This window comes from Pseudomonas sp. SWI7 (assembly GCF_006351945.1).
In the GTDB taxonomy this organism is placed as follows: Bacteria; Pseudomonadota; Gammaproteobacteria; order Pseudomonadales; family Pseudomonadaceae; genus Aquipseudomonas; species Aquipseudomonas fulva.
Genome location: NZ_CP040930.1, coordinates 1,618,025 through 1,634,493, shown reverse-complemented (window position 1 = coordinate 1,634,493; position 16,469 = coordinate 1,618,025). Strand labels below are relative to the sequence as shown.

Sequence of the window (16,469 nt, the reverse complement as noted above, 5' to 3'; positions counted from 1 at the left end):
AACTTACGTGGCTTCATCGCAGCTACGGACCAATTTCGGACCAATCTGGAGCTTTTCCAGCTCCTGCCAGTCATTGGACGAGTTAATCCAACGTGCATAAGTCGATAAGAGCATCTGCACGCTATGCCCGAGCTGTTGGGCGATGAATGCGGGGTTGAGACCGGACATTAAGCATATTGTCGCATAGGTATGGCGGCAGTTATACGGTGGGCGATATCGGATCCCCAAACCCTTCAGGGTTGGGCGCCATTGGTGGTGGAGGTCCGATGTCTGCTTGACGTACTCGCCATTCTTCCCTGGAGGGAAGACGAACGGCGACTCATTGAACTGCCCCTTGCCCTGCTTGCGGCGCTCTGCATACTGCTTCGCGAACGCCAAGGCATGCAGCGCTCTGTCGTTGAGCAGAACAAACCGATCACGGCCGGTTTTAGTCCTCTCTTCCACAACGCCCAGCGCGACTGTCCGTCGGACGTGAGCGGTTTTCTTTATCGAATCCACCGCATCCCAGCGTAGAGCCAAGCCTTCAGAGAGGCGAAGCCCCGTGAAGAACATGAACTCGAAGAATGCTGCGTAGATCTGGCTGGGCCAGTGCGCGTGCTTGTATAGCTCAGCGATGATCAAATTGGCCTCGTCGAGAGTGAACGGATCGACTTCCTTCCTTGAGCGCGCTGGAAGTTGGATCGCTTCGGCGGGATTCCTGGTGATCAGCCCGTCCAGCACAGCTGAGCGGAGGATTGTCGACAGCTTCACCATGGCATTGCGTTTAACGGATGCCGATGTCCAGGTGATCGAGGTGACGATCCGCCTAAGAAGCGTGGACGTGATTAGATCTATACGTACCAAGGCGAGGTGGGGCACCCAATACAGATTCAAGGTGCCTTTGTAATTGAGCCTCGTGCCCGCCGCGATCTCCCGGCTGTCCAACCACAATTGCGCGTACTCGCCGAACGTTGGTACGCCACCAACGACAGCGCCGGAGCTGGGAAAGAGTTCTGCGTACTTGTCATGGTCGAGTAGGTTGAGCTTTATCAGGCTGTTTACTTTATCTCGAAGCTGGGATGCAGCCTTGATGCCTTTTTGTGTCGCGGGATAGGGAAGGGTCTCACTCCTGCGAGCACCTTCCCACATGAACCTGAGCCGGAGCGAGCCGTAGTGGACGTCGATGCCAGGGGGTAAATCCATTGGCTTTCCAGCCATTCGTCATACCTCTTTTTGCTGTAGATAATTCGGCCGCTGTGCTTTATCCATACGCCCTCGGGAATAGACCCCCGTAGTCGCCGGCCTTCGAGAGCGCGCTTCGTGCAGCCGAGTAAATCGGCCATTTTCTGTTCGGTAACTTTGTCGACGTCACCGGTGTTGGCGGTTTCCATGGGTGGTCTCCACGCCGCCGGCGGCGGCAGGTTGGTGGTCAGGCTGCTATCTGTGAGTGCGCAGCGTCACGGCGGCGGCAGATTTGCACCTGCAGCCGATAGGCTCGGAAGCGGCGGCCGTCACCTGGTGAAATTTCCGGAGCCAGGTTGGCCAAGTCCTCTTCCAGCATGCCGAAGTAGTAGAGGTGCTCTCCGTCGCCTATCCATTCAGGCTGGGCAATCGCCCAGTCGCGCGCTTGAACGCACGGAAGGCAGGTCTTGAAACTCTCCATTGAGCCTTCCCAGCATCCAGCTACCAGTTGATATCGCTGCCCAGGGTCGATATGCCCACGGCATTCGCAGCAGGCGTGGCGCTTTCTGGCCACGGGTTCGGTCGTGGTCTGAAAATCAGACATGGTTGCTCCTCGCCCACGCATGTCGGCGGGCTTAAGTAGTAGGGGAGGGGTTAGGCGAGTTCGGCCGCGAAGGCGTCGACCAGGGCTTGGCTGGTGAAGTTGATCGGCAAGGCGTCAGTACTCTTGCCGTCGCTAATCAGGACCCAGCCATTCTTGTAGAGGGTGCAGGTATTGCGACCAAGTAGGACGCGCGCAATCGGCAGCCTGCCGAATGGTAGCCAGCGGTTGAGACGGTATATCAGCTTCCTCAAGGCATCAGCTCCTTGGGTACCTGGACGGTATCGCCAAGCTTTGCCTTGACCAGGCTGCGACAGAAGGCGACTAGGGCTGATGGCCCATAGCACCAAAAGCCACTGCCTGCTGGGCCAGCACCGTAGCGAAACTGAGCATCTGCCAGATGAGCCTGGTAGTGGGCGCTTGCGTGATGCTTGTCCAGCAGCGGGCCGCCCTGACTCCAGTTCCAGCTTGGCCGCCATGCGCTGGTATCATCTGGAAGTTTTCGAACCCATCCTTGGTGATCGACGAAGACCGGTACCGATTCGGCCTTGGCCACCGCCCAGTCCAGCGCCGCGCCGACCAGGTTGGATACCCTCACTTCGATAAGGTCGGTCATGGCTTGACCACCTGCAGTTTGCTTCTGGCAACGTCACTAACGGCGTCGCGGATCGCATCGTTGATGATGCGAGCGTTGACGGCGCCCAGCTGTGCATACATTGCGCCGTTTGCCGCGGCCATGAACCCTGCCCATAGCTGGCCTTTTTCAATTGGTCCGTCGAAACCGTTAGCTGCCGCAACATCGTCGAAGGTTGGCCGAAGCATGATCCACATGTCGCGGCCGAGTGCTGATGCGTCTTTCACAGCTCATACCTCTCATCAATCCAGCGCCCAGGCGCCAGAGCGGGTGTAGGTTCGGGTTGGGTTTCGTGCGGGGAGAGCTGGCGCTCGTTGCCGGCCTGCAGCTGGCTGTCGGGGATGCAGCTGATGCCGACCCCGTTGAGCAGGTAGCAGGTGACGCCGCGCTGGCTGTCGTGCTGCACGTCGATGACGTTCTCGGTTGCGCTGGCGCCGGTGGCCAGCAGCAGGAGGCAGAGGGCGAGGCGGGTCATGGCGCCACCTCAGGAGCGCCTGGGATATCCTCGAACTTGTAGGTCTTGATGACACGCTCTTGCACGCCGGTGACCTTGATGAACTTGGCTTCCTGTACCCAGGGATAGGCGCCTGGGTCGCCGTGCTTGCCGCCGCCGCTCATCTCACAGAAGGCGAGGGCGCGACCATCGGGCAAGATGAAAGCCTTCACGTCGATCTCGTAATTCCTTCCCCAGCTGTAATGGCACCACTCAGGAATGCCGCTGACATCTTCAGCCTCGTAGCGGACCTCGTTGATGGCGTCGTCGTGCTCGTTTTGTTCGAAAAGCGCTTCCAGCAGATCACCAGGCGCAGCAGCGAGGAAGGCGTGATCGACTGTGGCGGATTGACCATCATCATTGGTGAAGGTGTAGTCGTAGCCAAAGTCGAGGCCTTTGCGCATTACCAGCAGCATGGCCAACTGGCTTGCGGTCAGGGTGTCGAGGGAGTCGTGAATGTTTGCGTTAAGCACAGGAAGTCCTTGGCCGCCATATCGCGGCAGTGAATAGAGGGGAGAGGGGTTACAGCTGGGTGGTGTTACTGCTTGCTAGTGAGGACGCCGCGTGCACACCATGCGCCATATGCGTGACGCATCCAGTCTTGGATGAAAACCCCGGCATCAGTCTTTCGGTAGTCAGCTGCGGCGAAGGGACGGTCGGCCCACTCGCGGAACTCGCCTTCCTCGCACTCCATGCACTGGTTGCCCAGGTCGCGGCAGATGGCGCATTCATTCGGCGCGCTCGGCTCTGCGCTGGCTACTGGGTCTTCCTGCACATTGCCGCAGGCGTGGCACTCTTGGCCTGTGCGAGTGACATTGCCCTCCTTCCACCACACGCCGCTGCGCTCGTCATGCCGGCAGGTATTTGGGCTCTGCTCGAATCCGTGGCTGCTGCCGCGTTCCTCGCTCGGCTCTGCGCTGGCTGATAGCATATCCCGCAGTTCGGCCCGTGTTCTGGCACGCTCTTCGGGGTCCACATTCGCCCAGTTGTAGCCAGCGACTTTGCGCAGCATCGCTTCCAGCTTGTCCACCTGGGTGCGCAGGGCATCGCGCTCGTTTGCGCAAGCAGATAGCGCCTGATCCATCTTCCGGCGCTCCCGGCGCAGGGTGTCCCGTTCTTCAATTGCTGCATCACGCTCCGAGCGCATCCCGTCACGGCCTTTTTGCCACGCATCAAGTCCTGGGTGGGTGTAGAGCGGCCCCAGCTTGGCTATTTCGTCTAGGCAGGCGTTCCAGCCATCGGCCTTCGCCACGCCTCCGGGTACAGCCCATCCCTGAGTCGGGTCTTTGCGCGCAGGCAGCGTCACTGGCTCGCCCTGATGCTGTTCGGCAAGCACTGCGCCGGCCATAGGCCCCAGCCCAACAATCGGCAGCCCAGTCTCCACCGCATCCCTCTCTGCCTCTACTTTGGTCCACCAGAAGGCAGTACCAACCATCCAGGCTATTGGGTCGGGGTGGAACTGCTGGGCTGGTGATCCGGTAACGCGCCGCTCAATGGCAGCCCAAGCCGGTGCGGATTCAGGCCAGTCGCTTTCGAGCACCAAGTACTCCCGCGCCGGGCAGTTCCACTCGTCCATCAGCGACAGCACCCCTTCCAGGTAGGAGTGCGCGAGGTCAAAGTCGACTGGCGAGAGCAGTGCCAGGTCTCTGCGCTTGACGACGATGTACCGGTCTTCGCGCTGGAAAGGCACGCTGACCATCTCTGTGTTGCTGGATCGGTTTTCTGTGGGCATAGGATACCTCGCCGGGGTGGCGTGACTGAATGGGAAGGGGTGGAAAGGTGGCTTTACTCGCAGAGGCCGTAGGCTGAGGAGCAGCAGTGCTGGCTATCGGCGCGGGCGATCAGGTCGACCATGTCGAATTGGCGACCGCCGCGTGCTGTGTTGGCCCAGTCGACCATTCGGTCGATGCCGTGGGTTGAAGCGCTGATGTTGTCGCTCGCATGCACGGTTGGGTCGTTGGTCGCCGTAAAGAACGTGGCCGATCCGCGCTTGCTGGCGATGCTGACCAGACGTTCCCACTCACGGACCCTGGCAACCTCCTCGGGCCACCGGGATGCGATCTCGCGCAGTTCGTCCTTCGCACACATCACGCACGGCATGCAGCCGACACGGTTGCAGCCCTGCAGGTACAGCGGGTTCGGTTTGATCCCGGCGACGCGATGAGCCTCGAACACAGCTTCGACCGGCCATTTGAGGATTGGCCGGTAGTTGAACAGGCCGCCGCCAACCTCGTCACATTCCGGCAGGTAGCGGCGGTCGAAGGACTCGTCGGCGCGCACGCCCTGCCAGGACAAGATCATGTTGTTGCCATCCATGAGCGGCATAAAGACTTGCTCAATGATGGGGTTTCGCTTCAGCTCTTCGGTGCAAAAGCGGGCCTTTGTGCTTGGGAACCGGCCCTTCCAGAGGCACATATCCAAGAACGGGTTGCTAGTCGGGTGCAGTACCTCCAGCGCCCCGACCACGACCGCCTCCGGCACACCTTTCTCACGCCACTTCGTTTCGACGAATTTGCGCTTGCCGGAAATCTGCCTGGCGAAGTCCGCCCTAACCCAGCGGATCGGCACGCCCGTAGCATCGGCCAGGTAGTGCACGTAGTCATAGGTGGCCGGGTGTTCGTGTCCGGTATCGGCGAAGACGGCGCTGAGGTTCGGCACCTCCAGCTCGCGGGCGACCAACAGCGTGGCCGTGCTGTCCTTACCGCCGCTCATGCTGACGATGTTGTATTCGGTCATCGTGTGGTCCTTGCGTGCAGGCGCCGCCCTCGCCGGGGTGGCGTGATTCGTTGAAGTTGGGTACGTTCGCCCATCGCGAATGGAACGGTTGATCCGAGGTGGCGATGAACAAGCAGTTGGGTCTTGCAAAACGGTGCGGTTTTGCACTTTTGGCGGCAGCGGTGCTTGGCTTACCCATTGGGTTATTTGCCGAGGGGATAACGGTCGAAACTTACATAGCTGTTTCCACTGCATGGCTGCTTGTGGCCGCTATGTTGATCTTGGGAGAAAGCGTCTCAGAGGTCACAGTGTGGCAAGCAACGATAAAGCGAGATGTGCAGGCGGCTAAAGATGCGCGAAACGAGGCTGAAGCTGTCCGAGATGAGCTGAGAATCGCTCTTAAGGCATTGATAGAAAGTTCCGAAATCGCCTTCAGCGTTACTAGGATTGTAGAATGTCCCGATGAAGTACTCGATAGGCGTCAGGCTGCCATAGAGCGTCTGCAAGAGTTCGCTGAGTCAGACCCCGTAAAGCTACTGGCCTGGCGACGCGACTTGGCAAGGATGCTGAATCGCTAGCCGGCGGGCAGCGCCGGAGAGTCAGGCCGCGATCGGGTACTGCTTGGCTAGGGCCTGCTGCACCGTATCGATGATGCGGCAGAGGTAGGCCCAGTCGGGATTCGGCTCCATAGCGTCGGCTGGCAGGTTCCACCAGTCGTCACCGAATACCCGGTGCATGAACTCGCGGTGGGCGCCGCCGCACTCGTCGAGCGAGCCGGTGTAACGAACATCATCGGCCTCGTCGAACAGGCTCCGGGCATCTTCTGCGTCCAGATCCCGGTCACGCCGCATCTGCACGATCACCTTCCGCGCTTTGTCGGCCAGGGCCTCGGCGCTGAACCGGCGAGAACTCAACTGCCGTTCGAAGTAGCCGATGATGTAGGCGTCGTGTAGCTTGCAGAAGAACTGGCCGATAGTCAGGCCATCCCACATGCCGCCCCAGTAGGCGTGCCAGGTCTTGTCGAAGCAGCTGACGGTGATCTTGCCTTTGCAGGGGGCAAGGTCTTCCAGGTAGACGCTGATCGGGTCGAGGTTTGGCGCCCCAGTGATCAGCAACTTGGTGACGGTCGATGTCTCGATGTTCATGGCTTTCTCCATGCATGCGCCGCCCTTCTTGGCCGGATGCGGCATAGTGGCAATTTGGTTTGGGATGGGGTATTACGGGTGACCGGCATGGGGCTGGCGGGAGGTGGCAATGGCGCAGGAACTGACTGATATTGCAGTAGCTGGCATTACCGCTGTTTCGATGATTATCGGGTTTGTGGTCAACTGGGGCTTGAATTCGATAAGCGCAGACACTACCGCGCGCCGTACTGAGAAAACAGATAGGCGAAAATCTATTGAAGACCGCTATCTATCAGTGCAGACCTCAGTCGAGCTATTCCTGAGATCTAAAATCCGCGGGTCCGAAATGGATAAGGATTTAGCGCATCTGAACTCAATCATTGCTCTTTTTGCTGATCAAGCTGTCAGAGAAGCTTTCAACGGTTTTCAGCACGCCTTGACTGATTTCTACCGCGCAATCGAAGGTTCGCCGAAGAAGCATGTCTACCTGACCGATGCGGCTGAAGATTTCCGGGAAGAGTGGAATGATCTAATTCGGTCTCAGGAGGCGATATCAAGTGCAATGCGTGATCACATTGATGCGCTCCGCTCGTTTAAAGACTGAACGTGCTCATATCGTTCCTGCGAGAACCAGCAGTCCTTTGTCGTCAGGATCGGCGCCAAGCCTGATGTCTGGCGCACGAAGTTCACGCTGCATTCGCCATTGATCCAAGGCACGCGCCACGGAAATGCTGATTGCATATTTGTGGCGCGGTGGCAGAGATAGAAGCGTGAGGGCCTGAATCGGCCCGAGCGCATGGGCGCGCTCGATCAGTAGGCGGATGATGAAGCTGCGGTCCGTAGCGTTGATCCACTCGCCCATTTCGTCGATCTGCTGGATTGTGCCGCTCCGAGCCATGAGCCGAATCTCGGTGCGATCTGCCTTGCTGTGCTGATCGCTTTCAATTTCGAGGTGGACGCCGGCGGCGAAAAACGGGAACTTCGAGCGGCCAAGCTTGTGCGCGTTGTAGATCAGAAGGGTGAGCGCTTCGCCGCTTTCCTCGATCTCATCCCAGGACATCAGCTCAGAAAGCTGGCCGGCATGAGCTGCGGTGACCTTCAAGCGCAAATCCTGCTCGCCCAAGCGCTCCTGTTTCTCGCGCCGGCGCTTGTCGCGCTCCTGAGGCGTCATCGCCATACGGCACCTCCATGATTCCGCTGGGCGGGATGTGTATGTGCAGCTGGCGGCGACGCTGCTGCGTGAGTTTCTGGATGCGTCTCATGGGTGGCACACCTCAATGGGCGTTTTCTTCGTCGAGCCTGACGGCATGACCACCAGTAGGCGCTTGTTTCCTCGGTATACGCCCCAAGGCTGACCAGTGGATCTGGCCATGGCCGCCGCGTACTTCACGGCGGGCACGGGCTGGGAGATTGTTGCGATCATGGCCTACCCCCGATTCCGCTGGAGCGGGAAGTCAATGTCGAACTCGGCAAGAATTCGCGCGAACCTGCAGTTACCGATGCCCAGCTCCAAAGTCACACCCCACCGGGACATGCCGGTATCACGCAGGGCAATGATCTTGTCGGCGAGATCACGATCCTCCTGGCTCGGTTCGGCCTTTGCCTTCGCCGGTCTGGCCGGCTTCGGAGGCCTGAAGAACCTGAATCCTCCCCGCGCCGCTACGCCCCAGAGAGCGGTCTTGGTTTCGCCCAGGAGCTTTGCGACCTCGCCACAGGTCATGGTCTTGGCGAGCTCTTCTACCTGAGCTGTGCGTGCCTTGGCGCGGCTTTTACGCTCGCCGCCGCGCTCCTGCTTGACTGACTTGACCCGCTTCGGCTTCGGCTCAGGGTGATGACGTTGGCGGAAGGGCACGTACTGGAACCCCTCCAGCACAATGATCCGGCCGCCAGACGAGAAGAAGGCCGCTTTGGCGGCCTCCAGGTCGATGGATTGGTTCATACTGCCACCTCATGCTGCTATGCCGAGCACCCTGTTCATGCGCTCGTCGAGGATTTCGTAAAAGGTCTTCACACGCTCCGAGAGCTTGCGGATCATCGCCTCGTCCCGATAGGCACGCTTCACGAACAGCGGCATGCCCGGGCAGTAGCAAATGAAGTCGATCCACTCGCGCTCCGATACCCACAGGCCGCCCTGGCACTGGGCGACGTGCTCTTTCGGGATCTCACCGCCCAGGATCACGTCCACCTGCAGCTTCGGCAGCTTGGTCTTGATCTCGGTCAGGCCCTTGTCGCCTACCAGGGCGTCCGGCGAGTAGCCGATTCCGTGGTTGAGGATGATCCCAACCTCGGTCGTTTCGACCTCTTCGCTGTCGCGGTAGAGGTTGCGGGCAACACCTTCCAACTCATGGCCGCGCTCTGTATGCCGATTGCCGCTGAACGGATCGGCCGCTTCGCCGGTGATGCGTTCGCCGATGAGTGTGTTCATGTAGGTGAAGGCGCCGGTACCGAAGCCGGCCTCGCCCTTGCCGTTCACCAGCAGACAGTCCAGCTCACTGCAGGTGATGATGCCCAAGCGCAGGTCTAGCCAGGCCTGAGTGCCTTGTTCGACATCTGAGATGATCTGCATGGTTTACTCCTGCGGCCGGTTGGCCGACTTGGTGAGGCGAGCGAGCACAACGTCGAACTCGGACTTGTAGACGTTGGCAGCGCAGCCGTACTTGGCGGTGAAGTTGTCGACCAGGACCTGGCTGCATTTTTTCAGCAGCTCATCGAGTTGGGCGGCTTGGCGCGGGGTAATGACCGGCTCGTCAGGCACCTGCGTCGGTACGGCTCCTTGGCCGTCATCGTCTTCACCGGTAGTGGTGAAGTTCAGAAGGGCGCCTGCCGTGTAGCGCTTCCCATAGCTGACAGAACTGGCAACGGCTTGGACGGCATTCTTGCTGCCGGTAGCATCGGCAGGCAGGAGGATTGATGTCGTTTCCCTGTGGCCGTCTCGATGACTAAGGACGCCCTCAACCTCGATGCCTTTGTCGGTGCGTGGAATTCGGAAGGTGAGTGCAAAGCCGTGCTTCGCCAGGATGGGCTTCAACTCCTCGTTGATGTCCTCCCATAGGGCGTAGGTAGATTGGACGTTCTTGTACTTGTCCTTGATTGCGCCGCGCTCACGGATAACCGGAAGCTCTTCCTGCATGGCGGCTAGCGCGGCATCGAACGCTTGCTGCGCCTGTTGCGCTTGGTGCTGGCGGTGCATCGCCATCAATCGCTCCATCTTGTCGATGTCTGCATTGGGCGACATTGCGACTTGCTGGATGATCTGCAGGATGGTTACCGACTCGGCAGCGATGGCCGGCGGCTGGGATTGGGTTTCGACCCTGGCTACTTGGCTCATGGCGACCTCAGAAGTTGATGGTGATGTTCGGGACTTCGCGGCGGGCGATCTTGAGCACGATGGACCTCGCCAACTCCTCGGTGATGCTCAGTGACATCAGCGCGGTTTTGGCCTCGCCCATGACTTTGGTCTTGTGGGCTTGGTCGCGCTCGCGGGCTTCCTGCTGACGGAGGATCTCGGCGGCAGCGGCATCGGCGCGGCGGCGTTCTTCCTGGCGCGCCTGCTCGGCTGCCTCCTCTTGCCGTCGAGCGGCGTCCTGGCGCTCCTGCTCCATTCGCTGCTCGGCCGCAACGCGGTCGGCCTCGGCCTGAATCCGGGCGCGCTCGGCTTGTTCGGCTTGCAGCTTGAGTTGCAGGCGCTGGTTCTCGGCTTCGCGCTCTTGTGCGGCAGCCTGGTCAAGCAGTTCCTGCTCGCGGCGGGCTGCGGCTTCACGCGCTGCCTGCTGCTCTTGGGCCACACGCTGACGCTCTGCCTCTACTGCGGCCTCCTGTGCCGCTCGGGTGCGGTCCTGCTCGGCGCGCTCTTCTGCCTCGCGGCGCAGGCGGGCCAGCTCGGCCTGTTCGACGTCGTACTTCTGGCGGGCGACCAGGGCGGCCTGCGCTGCATTCAGCGAAGCCTCTTTGGTCCGAGCTGCCTCAGCCTCGAATTCCTCCCACGCTTCGCCCAACTGGAACGCGGAGAGCTCGCTGAGGCGCGCCTGCAGCTGCTCGGCATCCAAGGTGCCCAGTTCGGCGGCCAGGTCCTTCATACGGTTGATTGCGTCGTTGTGGCGGTCGATCCGCGCATCCTCGGCGGCCTGCCAGTCATCCAGAGGTTTGCGCACCTCCTTCTGCCAGGATTCAAGAATGTCCCAAACCCGCTTGCGCTCAGCATCGATGCGGGCTGGCACCTTCTTCTGCTCGGCAGACAGCTCCTTGCCCTTGTTTTCGATTGCAGTCTTGGTGCGTGCAACCTCATAGGCCATCGACGCAATTTCTTTGCGGCCTTTTACCGTTTTCAGGTCCGGGACAACTGCCAAGAACTCGTCGATCTTGACGCGGATCTGCTGCAGCCAAGGATCAAGGCCCTTTTCAGCGCTATACACCGCCAGGGCTGTTTCCTGCGGAGGAGCGACGATCAGTTCTTTTTCTGCGGACATGCGTTTCTCCCGCGCCATCCATGCGGTGGGCGCTGATTAAGTGGTTACTGTGTGATGGTCCCGGCCAGGGCGCTCAGGAGGAGCCAGCCGGTGCAGAAGGTGAGGGCGATGAAGCTGCCGCGCCAGGTGGCTATGCGGCGGGCTCGCTGGTAGCTGGTCATATCTTCACCCTGGAAGATTTGGCTTAGGGATGCGCTTGAAATTCTGGACTGGCTGAAGCTTCGAAACCCCATACCAATGACACTGAGGGCGCTTGGCTATGGAGCGAAGGCTGGCAATACAGCACTCTTTGTCCATGGCGTTTCGAAATCCACCCCAGAGGTAACGCCGCAGCCTTTTGTTGAACTCGATGAGGTCAAGATTGCTGTGGAAGTAGCGTTCGCTCATGCCCGCACCTCATACCCGACCGTCCACTCGCCGCACATCCACCAGCTGCGGGTGACTGCCTCGGGATTCTCGATGAAAGCCTCAGCTGCGGCTCTCTTGGCATCGAACAGCGTCGGCCCTTTGAACAGCATCAGCACCCGGTCGGCCGGCATAGCCTTGGCCTCGGGCAGTTCGGCTATCTGCTCATCGATAATCGTCGTGATCAGTGGCGTCGTCATGCTGCCTCCTTGCGCCGTTCGGCAATACGCCGGATGCGCTCGCAGTAGTGTTTGAACTCGTTGGAGTCGATGGCCAAGAGAGAGAAGTAGGCGACCACCAGTGTCTCGGCTTTGGCATCCTCCACCGGGCCAGAGCCCGGGAGAAGCATCGTTTCGATTGCGGCCTCTATGGCGCTGACTGCCAAGCTGTGAGGGCTCATAGCGCCTCCTCGGCCTGGGCCAGCACTCCCTCTTTCGCGAAGGGCTTGAGCAGCGTCCTGGCGATCTCCTGCAGCATGGATTCAGGGTTTGGCACGTTGATAGCCTCGTCTGCTGCGGCTGCCGCGTCGCCCGATGATTTACAGCGCGCGGCCAGGACCAGGCGGCCCAGGACCGAGCCGCTTATGCCTGACTGGCCCAGCTGGCCCATCACAAACTCATCAACCGCCTGAGCGAAGCGCTCGAAGGTGACGCCCTGCTGCGGCCGCAGGCGGCGCTGAAACACGAAGTCGCGGCGCGCCATCAGCTCAGCGATGCCGTCGTCGATCCAGCGTTCCTCGGGCGAGCTTTCACTCACCGCCGGAGGCATCCGGTTGTCGTACTCAAACTGTGCTGCTCGAAGTGCGCCCATGGCGTCCTCCTGGGGGTTGTGCGGCCGCATTGGTCGGGCACCAGGCGCAGTGACCAAACTGGGCGTGAAAAGCCAGCCTGGCGCCTGCCAATGCGGTCGTATTTGAAGGGAAGGGGGTGCTGGGTGTATCGGTGAAGCTTCTGGTCGCCTTATCTTGCTGCCCAGTTGCGGCTTCCGGTTGCCACACCGGTTATGTTTGCTTGGGCATCGCAGAGGAGATTGCGCAGAAGCTTCCCGATCCACCCTGCGATGGGGAGCAGGGCATCGGGCAGTTAACGTCAGGGCTGACGTGGCGCTGGTTTTCTACTTAGTCCGAGCCTCAGCCATCCAGTCGTCGCGACTGATTCGGCAGTGAAGGACCAGGCTCCATTGGCGAGTTTTCCGAGCTCTGATCAGCTCCCGATTTTGATAACGAGCGTGACGAACGCAGCCTTGCTTGGATACTCCAGTCATCGTCTTGCTTTCCAGGGCGGTTGATTTCCCAGATGCCACTCGCTGAATGGCACCTGGTGAAATCCCGGCCTCGCTACTGGCGACAGGCCGGGGCATTGCGTCAGCGGTGTCTTTGCCGGTTACGTTTCCGGCGCTGAAGCCAACAGCCGTTCGGATCAGGATCGCCATCAAGGCCTGCTGGCTAACGGGGCTGGCGGCACACCAGCGCACTCCGCGACCGATATTCTCTCGTCGGTCAAAGCGCCTGGCTCTGTAGCGGCCAGGTAGGCTGTCGCTCGGCGACGGTTAGTTACTTCCACATGTCGACGCCCTCCATTGCACGCTCACTGGGAAGGCAGTGGCCACCTATCAGAATTGGTGTTTCTCCCATTACCGCCGGGTTGGCGGGGCGCATTGCATGCCCGGGTCGTTCTCGCGGTTAAGGCATTTCGCCTTCGTCAGCCGTGCAGGGTGTTCCTGCCGTGGGCAGCCTTTCGGGGCTGTCTGATCGCCGGTCGCCGGTAGAGGCAATGCGGTCTGTTGGTTGTTGCGCTGGTTGTTAAAGAGCGGTCGGCTTGAGGGCCTGTCGAGGGGCTGTGTAGCTTGCCGTCTCGATGGGGTGAATATAGGAGATCCTATTTTAGCAGTCAATAGGTGTTCCTATATTTTTTACCAGCCCACAAAAAAGCCCGCGCTAGGCGGGCTCGTCTGGGTGTCGTGACTTCTACATAGAATCGATCTGTGCGTTCAGCTGATTTGCTGAGTGCTCATATAGGCGTCGGTAGGCGTCGCGATCGTCATCAATCAGGTGATCCAGATAACCGAGCCACGACGCGTACATAGCGGCCAGCTCTGTTTTGAGCTGCGGCAGGCGATCGGCCTCAGCCTTGTACAAGGCTTTTCCTTTACTCTTGGCGTCATCTACACAGACCCTGACCACATCTAAGCGTTGATGGAAGGCTTTAGACCACCGCTTGCTGCCCTCGCCAAACCTTCTTTCTGCATCCCAAACCTTTGTCTCTTGCTCAATCGCATCAATGCTGCAGATGGCGGGGAGGCCGGTCATTTTTTCGATATACGTCGGCTCAGCGGAGACCAGGGTTGACCACAGAAGAGAAGTGAACAGACTAGCTAGAAGGGGCTTGCGCATTTTGCTCTTCCTGAGAAATCTCCATCCTACCATTCTGGCTATCAGCCATCACGCAGGCATCAAAAATCCCACGTTGACTCGTGGGCTGGTGCTCACGATAGGCTCATTTACTGAACAGCTTTAGCTTTCCCTAAGCTAATATCATCCACTGCAAGCACATCAGTTCTCAGGATGCGGTCCTTTTGCTCGGACGAGTAATGGTAAAGGCGAATGGGGCTTGAATCACGGAGCGAGTCGAACAGCCTATTCACGTTCGCCTGATCGAATTTAGACAGATCGACCCGACCGGGGAAGGTGTAATCTGAGCCGGGCAGCCTCAAGGTCAATGATAGGTAATCTGGATGGCGCTTCACCATCTCAATGTAGACATCCTCTCTGCGTTCCTTGCGACTTTTTGGGAGCGGATCCTGCGTCCTGATTTTCTCTAATTCATCAGCGTTGAAATGCTGACCTTGAATGTCCATTGACGTCGCATCAGGCGCCCCAGCCACAATCGCTCTGTAGCCCTCGGCTGCTCTGTCTTTAATAGCCACGGCTTCTGGCGGCAAGCTCTTTGACGCGAGCGCGTCGGCTAGCTTGCCAATGAGCATTGCTTGTGTATGAGATTGCCGCTCTGCACTGGCAATTTTAGCCTTCTCAAGGTCTGCTTGGTTCCATCCAGAAAAGACCATATAACCTGCAACGCAGAGCACGGCGATGATCAGCAAGGCCGTTACGTTCCCTGCGCTCATCTTGTTCATTGGCAGCGCCGAAATAATCTTGTTGAGCGCTCCATCAAGCGGGCCTTGGCCATCGGTGCTCCCCTTCGTGATCGCTAGGACTATCTCGAGATCTGCCTTATCGGCAGCGCTTAGCTTACCAATCCACGAGGAACCATAGCGAATTTCCGCGTAGGTGCGCAGAAGCTGATCCTGAAACTCAATGAGGCCAGCCATTAATTTCGGTGTAAGGGTGCCGTTGTAACGATCACCCTCGACCTTGACGTTGAATTTTGGCCAGCCGTCGAATAGCGGAAGAGAGTCACCGAGCAAGTCTATTCGGTCCAGAGCCATTAAAAAGGACTCAGGGCTATCAACGATAACAACATCATTCATCAAATGCATTCCGTGCTCGGTGGTCAGAAGCTCCGTCCGGTCCACCAGTAAATGATCTGCGCAAGGATCTTGATGTCATCCTCGCGCTCGCCGGGAACCTCAATCGGTGGGTACTGCCCGTTATCAGAGATGATCGTCAGCCCATCCAGGCCGCGCTGTATCCGCTTGATCTGCAGCTTCCCGCGCATGAGGAAGAAGTAGATGGCATCGTCCTCGACGGTGGTCACCCCAGCATCGACCAGTACGGCATCCCCGCTGCGGATCGTCGGCGCCATGCTGTCGCCCCGACCCGAAATCAGCTTCAGGTTCTCCAGCTTGGTGTAGGTGAGGTTCTGCCGTACCCAGTTCGCATCCAGGCTCATGTGCTCAACAACCATGTTGATGTCAGGCGGCTCCGAGCCCGGGCCCATGGAGCCCTCTACGTCGTAGCGGGGCACGTCCACCAGATTGCGGTAGCTTTTGATCTTCTGGGCCAGCGGGGCGGGCAGGCCTTCGATGTTGATCGTTTCATTCGACTTAGGATCATTGGACCGAGCATCGCTAGGGCCGTGGCCCTGACCCTGCTCAGTCATACTGCCCTCGCCAGTTTCTAGCCACAGTGCGCTTACGCCACAAATGCGGGCAATGCTCGCGCCAAACGTGGACGAAGCTGACTTGCCCGTCTCTAGGTCGGAGATAGATGTCTGCGTGATTCCCACGGCTTTGGATAGCTCCGCCTGGGTCAGCTTAGCGTGCTTGCGAGCGGCTTTGAGTCTTTGGCTGTAGTTCATGTGAGTCTTATATAGGTGGTCCGATAACCTTGCAAATAGGTGTTCCTATGTGTAGATTTATAGGAAATCCTATAAGGAGGGTTTTCGATGAGCATTTACGATCAACTTGTTGACCACTTTGGTGGGCAGGTTAAGACCGCTAAATCGTTAGGGGTCAAGCAGGGAACGGTTTCCGGATGGGTTTCTGGTCGTCATGGCATGAGCGCAGTTACGGCTCTACGGGCACAAGCTGAGACTGAGGGTCTCTTCTCGGCAGTGGAGCTTTGTCCTGCATTGGTCAGAGCTGAGATGGTGGCCTGATCATGTCTGAGAGCCAATTAAGCCTGAGCGAAGGCGACATCGCCCGAGAGATCGAGACCCTGATCTTGCAGCGGGTTGCACAGGTCAGCCAAAAGCGCATTGCGCTGGAAACGGGTTGCAGTGAGTCGACGGTTTCCCGCTGGAACGACGGCGAGTACCAGCGCTGGGCCAAGGTCCAGGCTATGTTGGGGCTTCGCGTTGTGCCGCAGACAGCTGTCGTCGTAACAGCTGAGTACCTGTCCGCATTGGAAACCATGGCCAGGATCGGGCTGAAGGCTGAGAAGAAGCGGCCAGGCCCGCTGGGGTGGGACTGA

The 16,469-nt window shown here is 59.1% G+C and carries 26 protein-coding genes; 4 read left to right on the top strand and 22 right to left on the bottom strand.

Annotated features, from left to right (window positions below; all coding sequences use genetic code 11):
• Positions 1 to 3: 3 nt before the first annotated feature.
• From FH041_RS07300 to FH041_RS07260, 9 genes are all read right to left on the bottom strand, one after another.
• Entirely contained in the window at positions 4 to 1,197 is a 1,194-nt protein-coding gene (locus tag FH041_RS07300) for a site-specific integrase (protein ID WP_140174359.1), read from the bottom strand.
• Between the two features lie 211 nt (positions 1,198 to 1,408).
• Complete coding sequence (locus FH041_RS07295; protein ID WP_140174358.1) at positions 1,409 to 1,765, bottom strand: hypothetical protein; 357 nt, start codon at positions 1,763 to 1,765, stop codon at positions 1,409 to 1,411.
• Between the two features lie 50 nt (positions 1,766 to 1,815).
• Positions 1,816 to 2,016 carry a hypothetical protein gene (locus tag FH041_RS07290; protein ID WP_140174357.1) on the bottom strand — a complete coding sequence of 67 codons (201 nt, stop codon included), beginning with the start codon at positions 2,014 to 2,016 and terminating at the stop codon, positions 1,816 to 1,818.
• Entirely contained in the window at positions 2,013 to 2,378 is a 366-nt protein-coding gene (locus tag FH041_RS07285) for a phage protein NinX family protein (RefSeq protein ID WP_140174356.1), read from the bottom strand. The genes FH041_RS07290 and FH041_RS07285 overlap by 4 nt, the downstream gene beginning before the upstream one ends.
• Positions 2,375 to 2,623 carry a hypothetical protein gene (locus tag FH041_RS07280; RefSeq protein WP_140174355.1) on the bottom strand — a complete coding sequence of 83 codons (249 nt, stop codon included), beginning with the start codon at positions 2,621 to 2,623 and terminating at the stop codon, positions 2,375 to 2,377. The genes FH041_RS07285 and FH041_RS07280 overlap by 4 nt, the downstream gene beginning before the upstream one ends.
• The gene (locus FH041_RS07275; RefSeq protein ID WP_023379810.1) at positions 2,620 to 2,871 is read right to left on the bottom strand and encodes a hypothetical protein; all 252 of its coding nucleotides are present in this window, start codon (positions 2,869 to 2,871) and stop codon (positions 2,620 to 2,622) included. The genes FH041_RS07280 and FH041_RS07275 overlap by 4 nt, the downstream gene beginning before the upstream one ends.
• Entirely contained in the window at positions 2,868 to 3,362 is a 495-nt protein-coding gene (locus FH041_RS07270; RefSeq protein WP_140174354.1) for a hypothetical protein, read from the bottom strand. Before FH041_RS07270 ends, FH041_RS07275 begins: the two co-directional genes overlap by 4 nt.
• 65 nt (positions 3,363 to 3,427) lie before the next feature.
• Positions 3,428 to 4,621, bottom strand: a complete 1,194-nt coding sequence (locus tag FH041_RS07265) for a DUF3450 domain-containing protein (RefSeq protein ID WP_140174353.1) — start codon at positions 4,619 to 4,621, stop codon at positions 3,428 to 3,430.
• A gap of 53 nt (positions 4,622 to 4,674) precedes the next feature.
• On the bottom strand, positions 4,675 to 5,625 hold the full coding sequence (locus FH041_RS07260; RefSeq protein ID WP_140174352.1) for a phosphoadenosine phosphosulfate reductase family protein: 951 nt from the start codon (positions 5,623 to 5,625) through the stop codon (positions 4,675 to 4,677).
• Between the two features lie 104 nt (positions 5,626 to 5,729).
• Between FH041_RS07260 and FH041_RS07255 the strand changes: the two genes are divergently transcribed.
• Positions 5,730 to 6,182, top strand: a complete 453-nt coding sequence (locus FH041_RS07255; RefSeq protein WP_140174351.1) for a hypothetical protein — start codon at positions 5,730 to 5,732, stop codon at positions 6,180 to 6,182.
• 21 nt (positions 6,183 to 6,203) lie between these two features.
• Here the strand turns inward: FH041_RS07255 and FH041_RS07250 are convergent, their stop codons facing one another.
• Positions 6,204 to 6,749, bottom strand: a complete 546-nt coding sequence (locus FH041_RS07250; protein ID WP_140174350.1) for a hypothetical protein — start codon at positions 6,747 to 6,749, stop codon at positions 6,204 to 6,206.
• A 109-nt stretch (positions 6,750 to 6,858) separates the two neighbouring features.
• On the opposite strand from FH041_RS07250, the gene FH041_RS07245 reads away from it, so the two are divergent.
• Entirely contained in the window at positions 6,859 to 7,332 is a 474-nt protein-coding gene (locus tag FH041_RS07245) for a hypothetical protein (protein ID WP_140174349.1), read from the top strand.
• A gap of 6 nt (positions 7,333 to 7,338) precedes the next feature.
• Here the strand turns inward: FH041_RS07245 and FH041_RS07240 are convergent, their stop codons facing one another.
• The 12 genes from FH041_RS07240 to FH041_RS07185 all read right to left on the bottom strand — a co-directional run bounded on the left by FH041_RS07240 (position 7,339) and on the right by FH041_RS07185 (position 15,855).
• On the bottom strand, positions 7,339 to 7,905 hold the full coding sequence (locus tag FH041_RS07240; protein ID WP_140174348.1) for a hypothetical protein: 567 nt from the start codon (positions 7,903 to 7,905) through the stop codon (positions 7,339 to 7,341).
• A 249-nt stretch (positions 7,906 to 8,154) separates the two neighbouring features.
• Entirely contained in the window at positions 8,155 to 8,667 is a 513-nt protein-coding gene (locus tag FH041_RS07235) for a hypothetical protein (RefSeq protein ID WP_140174347.1), read from the bottom strand.
• A 9-nt stretch (positions 8,668 to 8,676) separates the two neighbouring features.
• The gene (locus FH041_RS07230) at positions 8,677 to 9,294 is read right to left on the bottom strand and encodes a lambda exonuclease family protein (RefSeq protein ID WP_140174346.1); all 618 of its coding nucleotides are present in this window, start codon (positions 9,292 to 9,294) and stop codon (positions 8,677 to 8,679) included.
• Between the two features lie 3 nt (positions 9,295 to 9,297).
• Positions 9,298 to 10,056, bottom strand: coding sequence for an ERF family protein (locus FH041_RS07225; protein ID WP_140174345.1), 759 nt, complete (start codon positions 10,054 to 10,056; stop codon positions 9,298 to 9,300).
• Between the two features lie 7 nt (positions 10,057 to 10,063).
• Positions 10,064 to 11,194 (bottom strand): hypothetical protein, encoded by a 1,131-nt coding sequence (locus FH041_RS07220; RefSeq protein ID WP_140174344.1) that lies wholly within the window; start codon positions 11,192 to 11,194, stop codon positions 10,064 to 10,066.
• Positions 11,195 to 11,359: 165 nt separating this feature from the next.
• On the bottom strand, positions 11,360 to 11,581 hold the full coding sequence (locus FH041_RS07215; RefSeq protein WP_140174343.1) for a hypothetical protein: 222 nt from the start codon (positions 11,579 to 11,581) through the stop codon (positions 11,360 to 11,362).
• Positions 11,578 to 11,799: a hypothetical protein gene (locus tag FH041_RS07210; RefSeq protein ID WP_140174342.1), complete on the bottom strand. Its 222-nt coding sequence runs from the start codon at positions 11,797 to 11,799 to the stop codon at positions 11,578 to 11,580. Before FH041_RS07210 ends, FH041_RS07215 begins: the two co-directional genes overlap by 4 nt.
• A complete protein-coding gene (locus tag FH041_RS07205) occupies positions 11,796 to 11,999 on the bottom strand; it encodes a hypothetical protein (RefSeq protein WP_060516552.1) in 204 nt (67 codons plus the stop codon). Before FH041_RS07205 ends, FH041_RS07210 begins: the two co-directional genes overlap by 4 nt.
• Entirely contained in the window at positions 11,996 to 12,409 is a 414-nt protein-coding gene (locus FH041_RS07200) for a hypothetical protein (protein ID WP_140174341.1), read from the bottom strand. Before FH041_RS07200 ends, FH041_RS07205 begins: the two co-directional genes overlap by 4 nt.
• A gap of 1,156 nt (positions 12,410 to 13,565) precedes the next feature.
• Positions 13,566 to 13,991, bottom strand: coding sequence for a hypothetical protein (locus tag FH041_RS07195; protein ID WP_140174340.1), 426 nt, complete (start codon positions 13,989 to 13,991; stop codon positions 13,566 to 13,568).
• Positions 13,992 to 14,098: 107 nt separating this feature from the next.
• Positions 14,099 to 15,085 carry a hypothetical protein gene (locus tag FH041_RS07190; protein WP_140174339.1) on the bottom strand — a complete coding sequence of 329 codons (987 nt, stop codon included), beginning with the start codon at positions 15,083 to 15,085 and terminating at the stop codon, positions 14,099 to 14,101.
• Between the two features lie 23 nt (positions 15,086 to 15,108).
• The gene (locus FH041_RS07185) at positions 15,109 to 15,855 is read right to left on the bottom strand and encodes a helix-turn-helix transcriptional regulator (RefSeq protein WP_140174338.1); all 747 of its coding nucleotides are present in this window, start codon (positions 15,853 to 15,855) and stop codon (positions 15,109 to 15,111) included.
• 87 nt (positions 15,856 to 15,942) lie between these two features.
• On the opposite strand from FH041_RS07185, the gene FH041_RS07180 reads away from it, so the two are divergent.
• Both FH041_RS07180 and FH041_RS07175 read left to right on the top strand, forming a co-directional pair.
• Entirely contained in the window at positions 15,943 to 16,155 is a 213-nt protein-coding gene (locus FH041_RS07180; RefSeq protein WP_140174337.1) for a YdaS family helix-turn-helix protein, read from the top strand.
• Between the two features lie 2 nt (positions 16,156 to 16,157).
• Positions 16,158 to 16,469 (top strand): transposase family protein, encoded by a 312-nt coding sequence (locus tag FH041_RS07175; RefSeq protein ID WP_140174336.1) that lies wholly within the window; start codon positions 16,158 to 16,160, stop codon positions 16,467 to 16,469.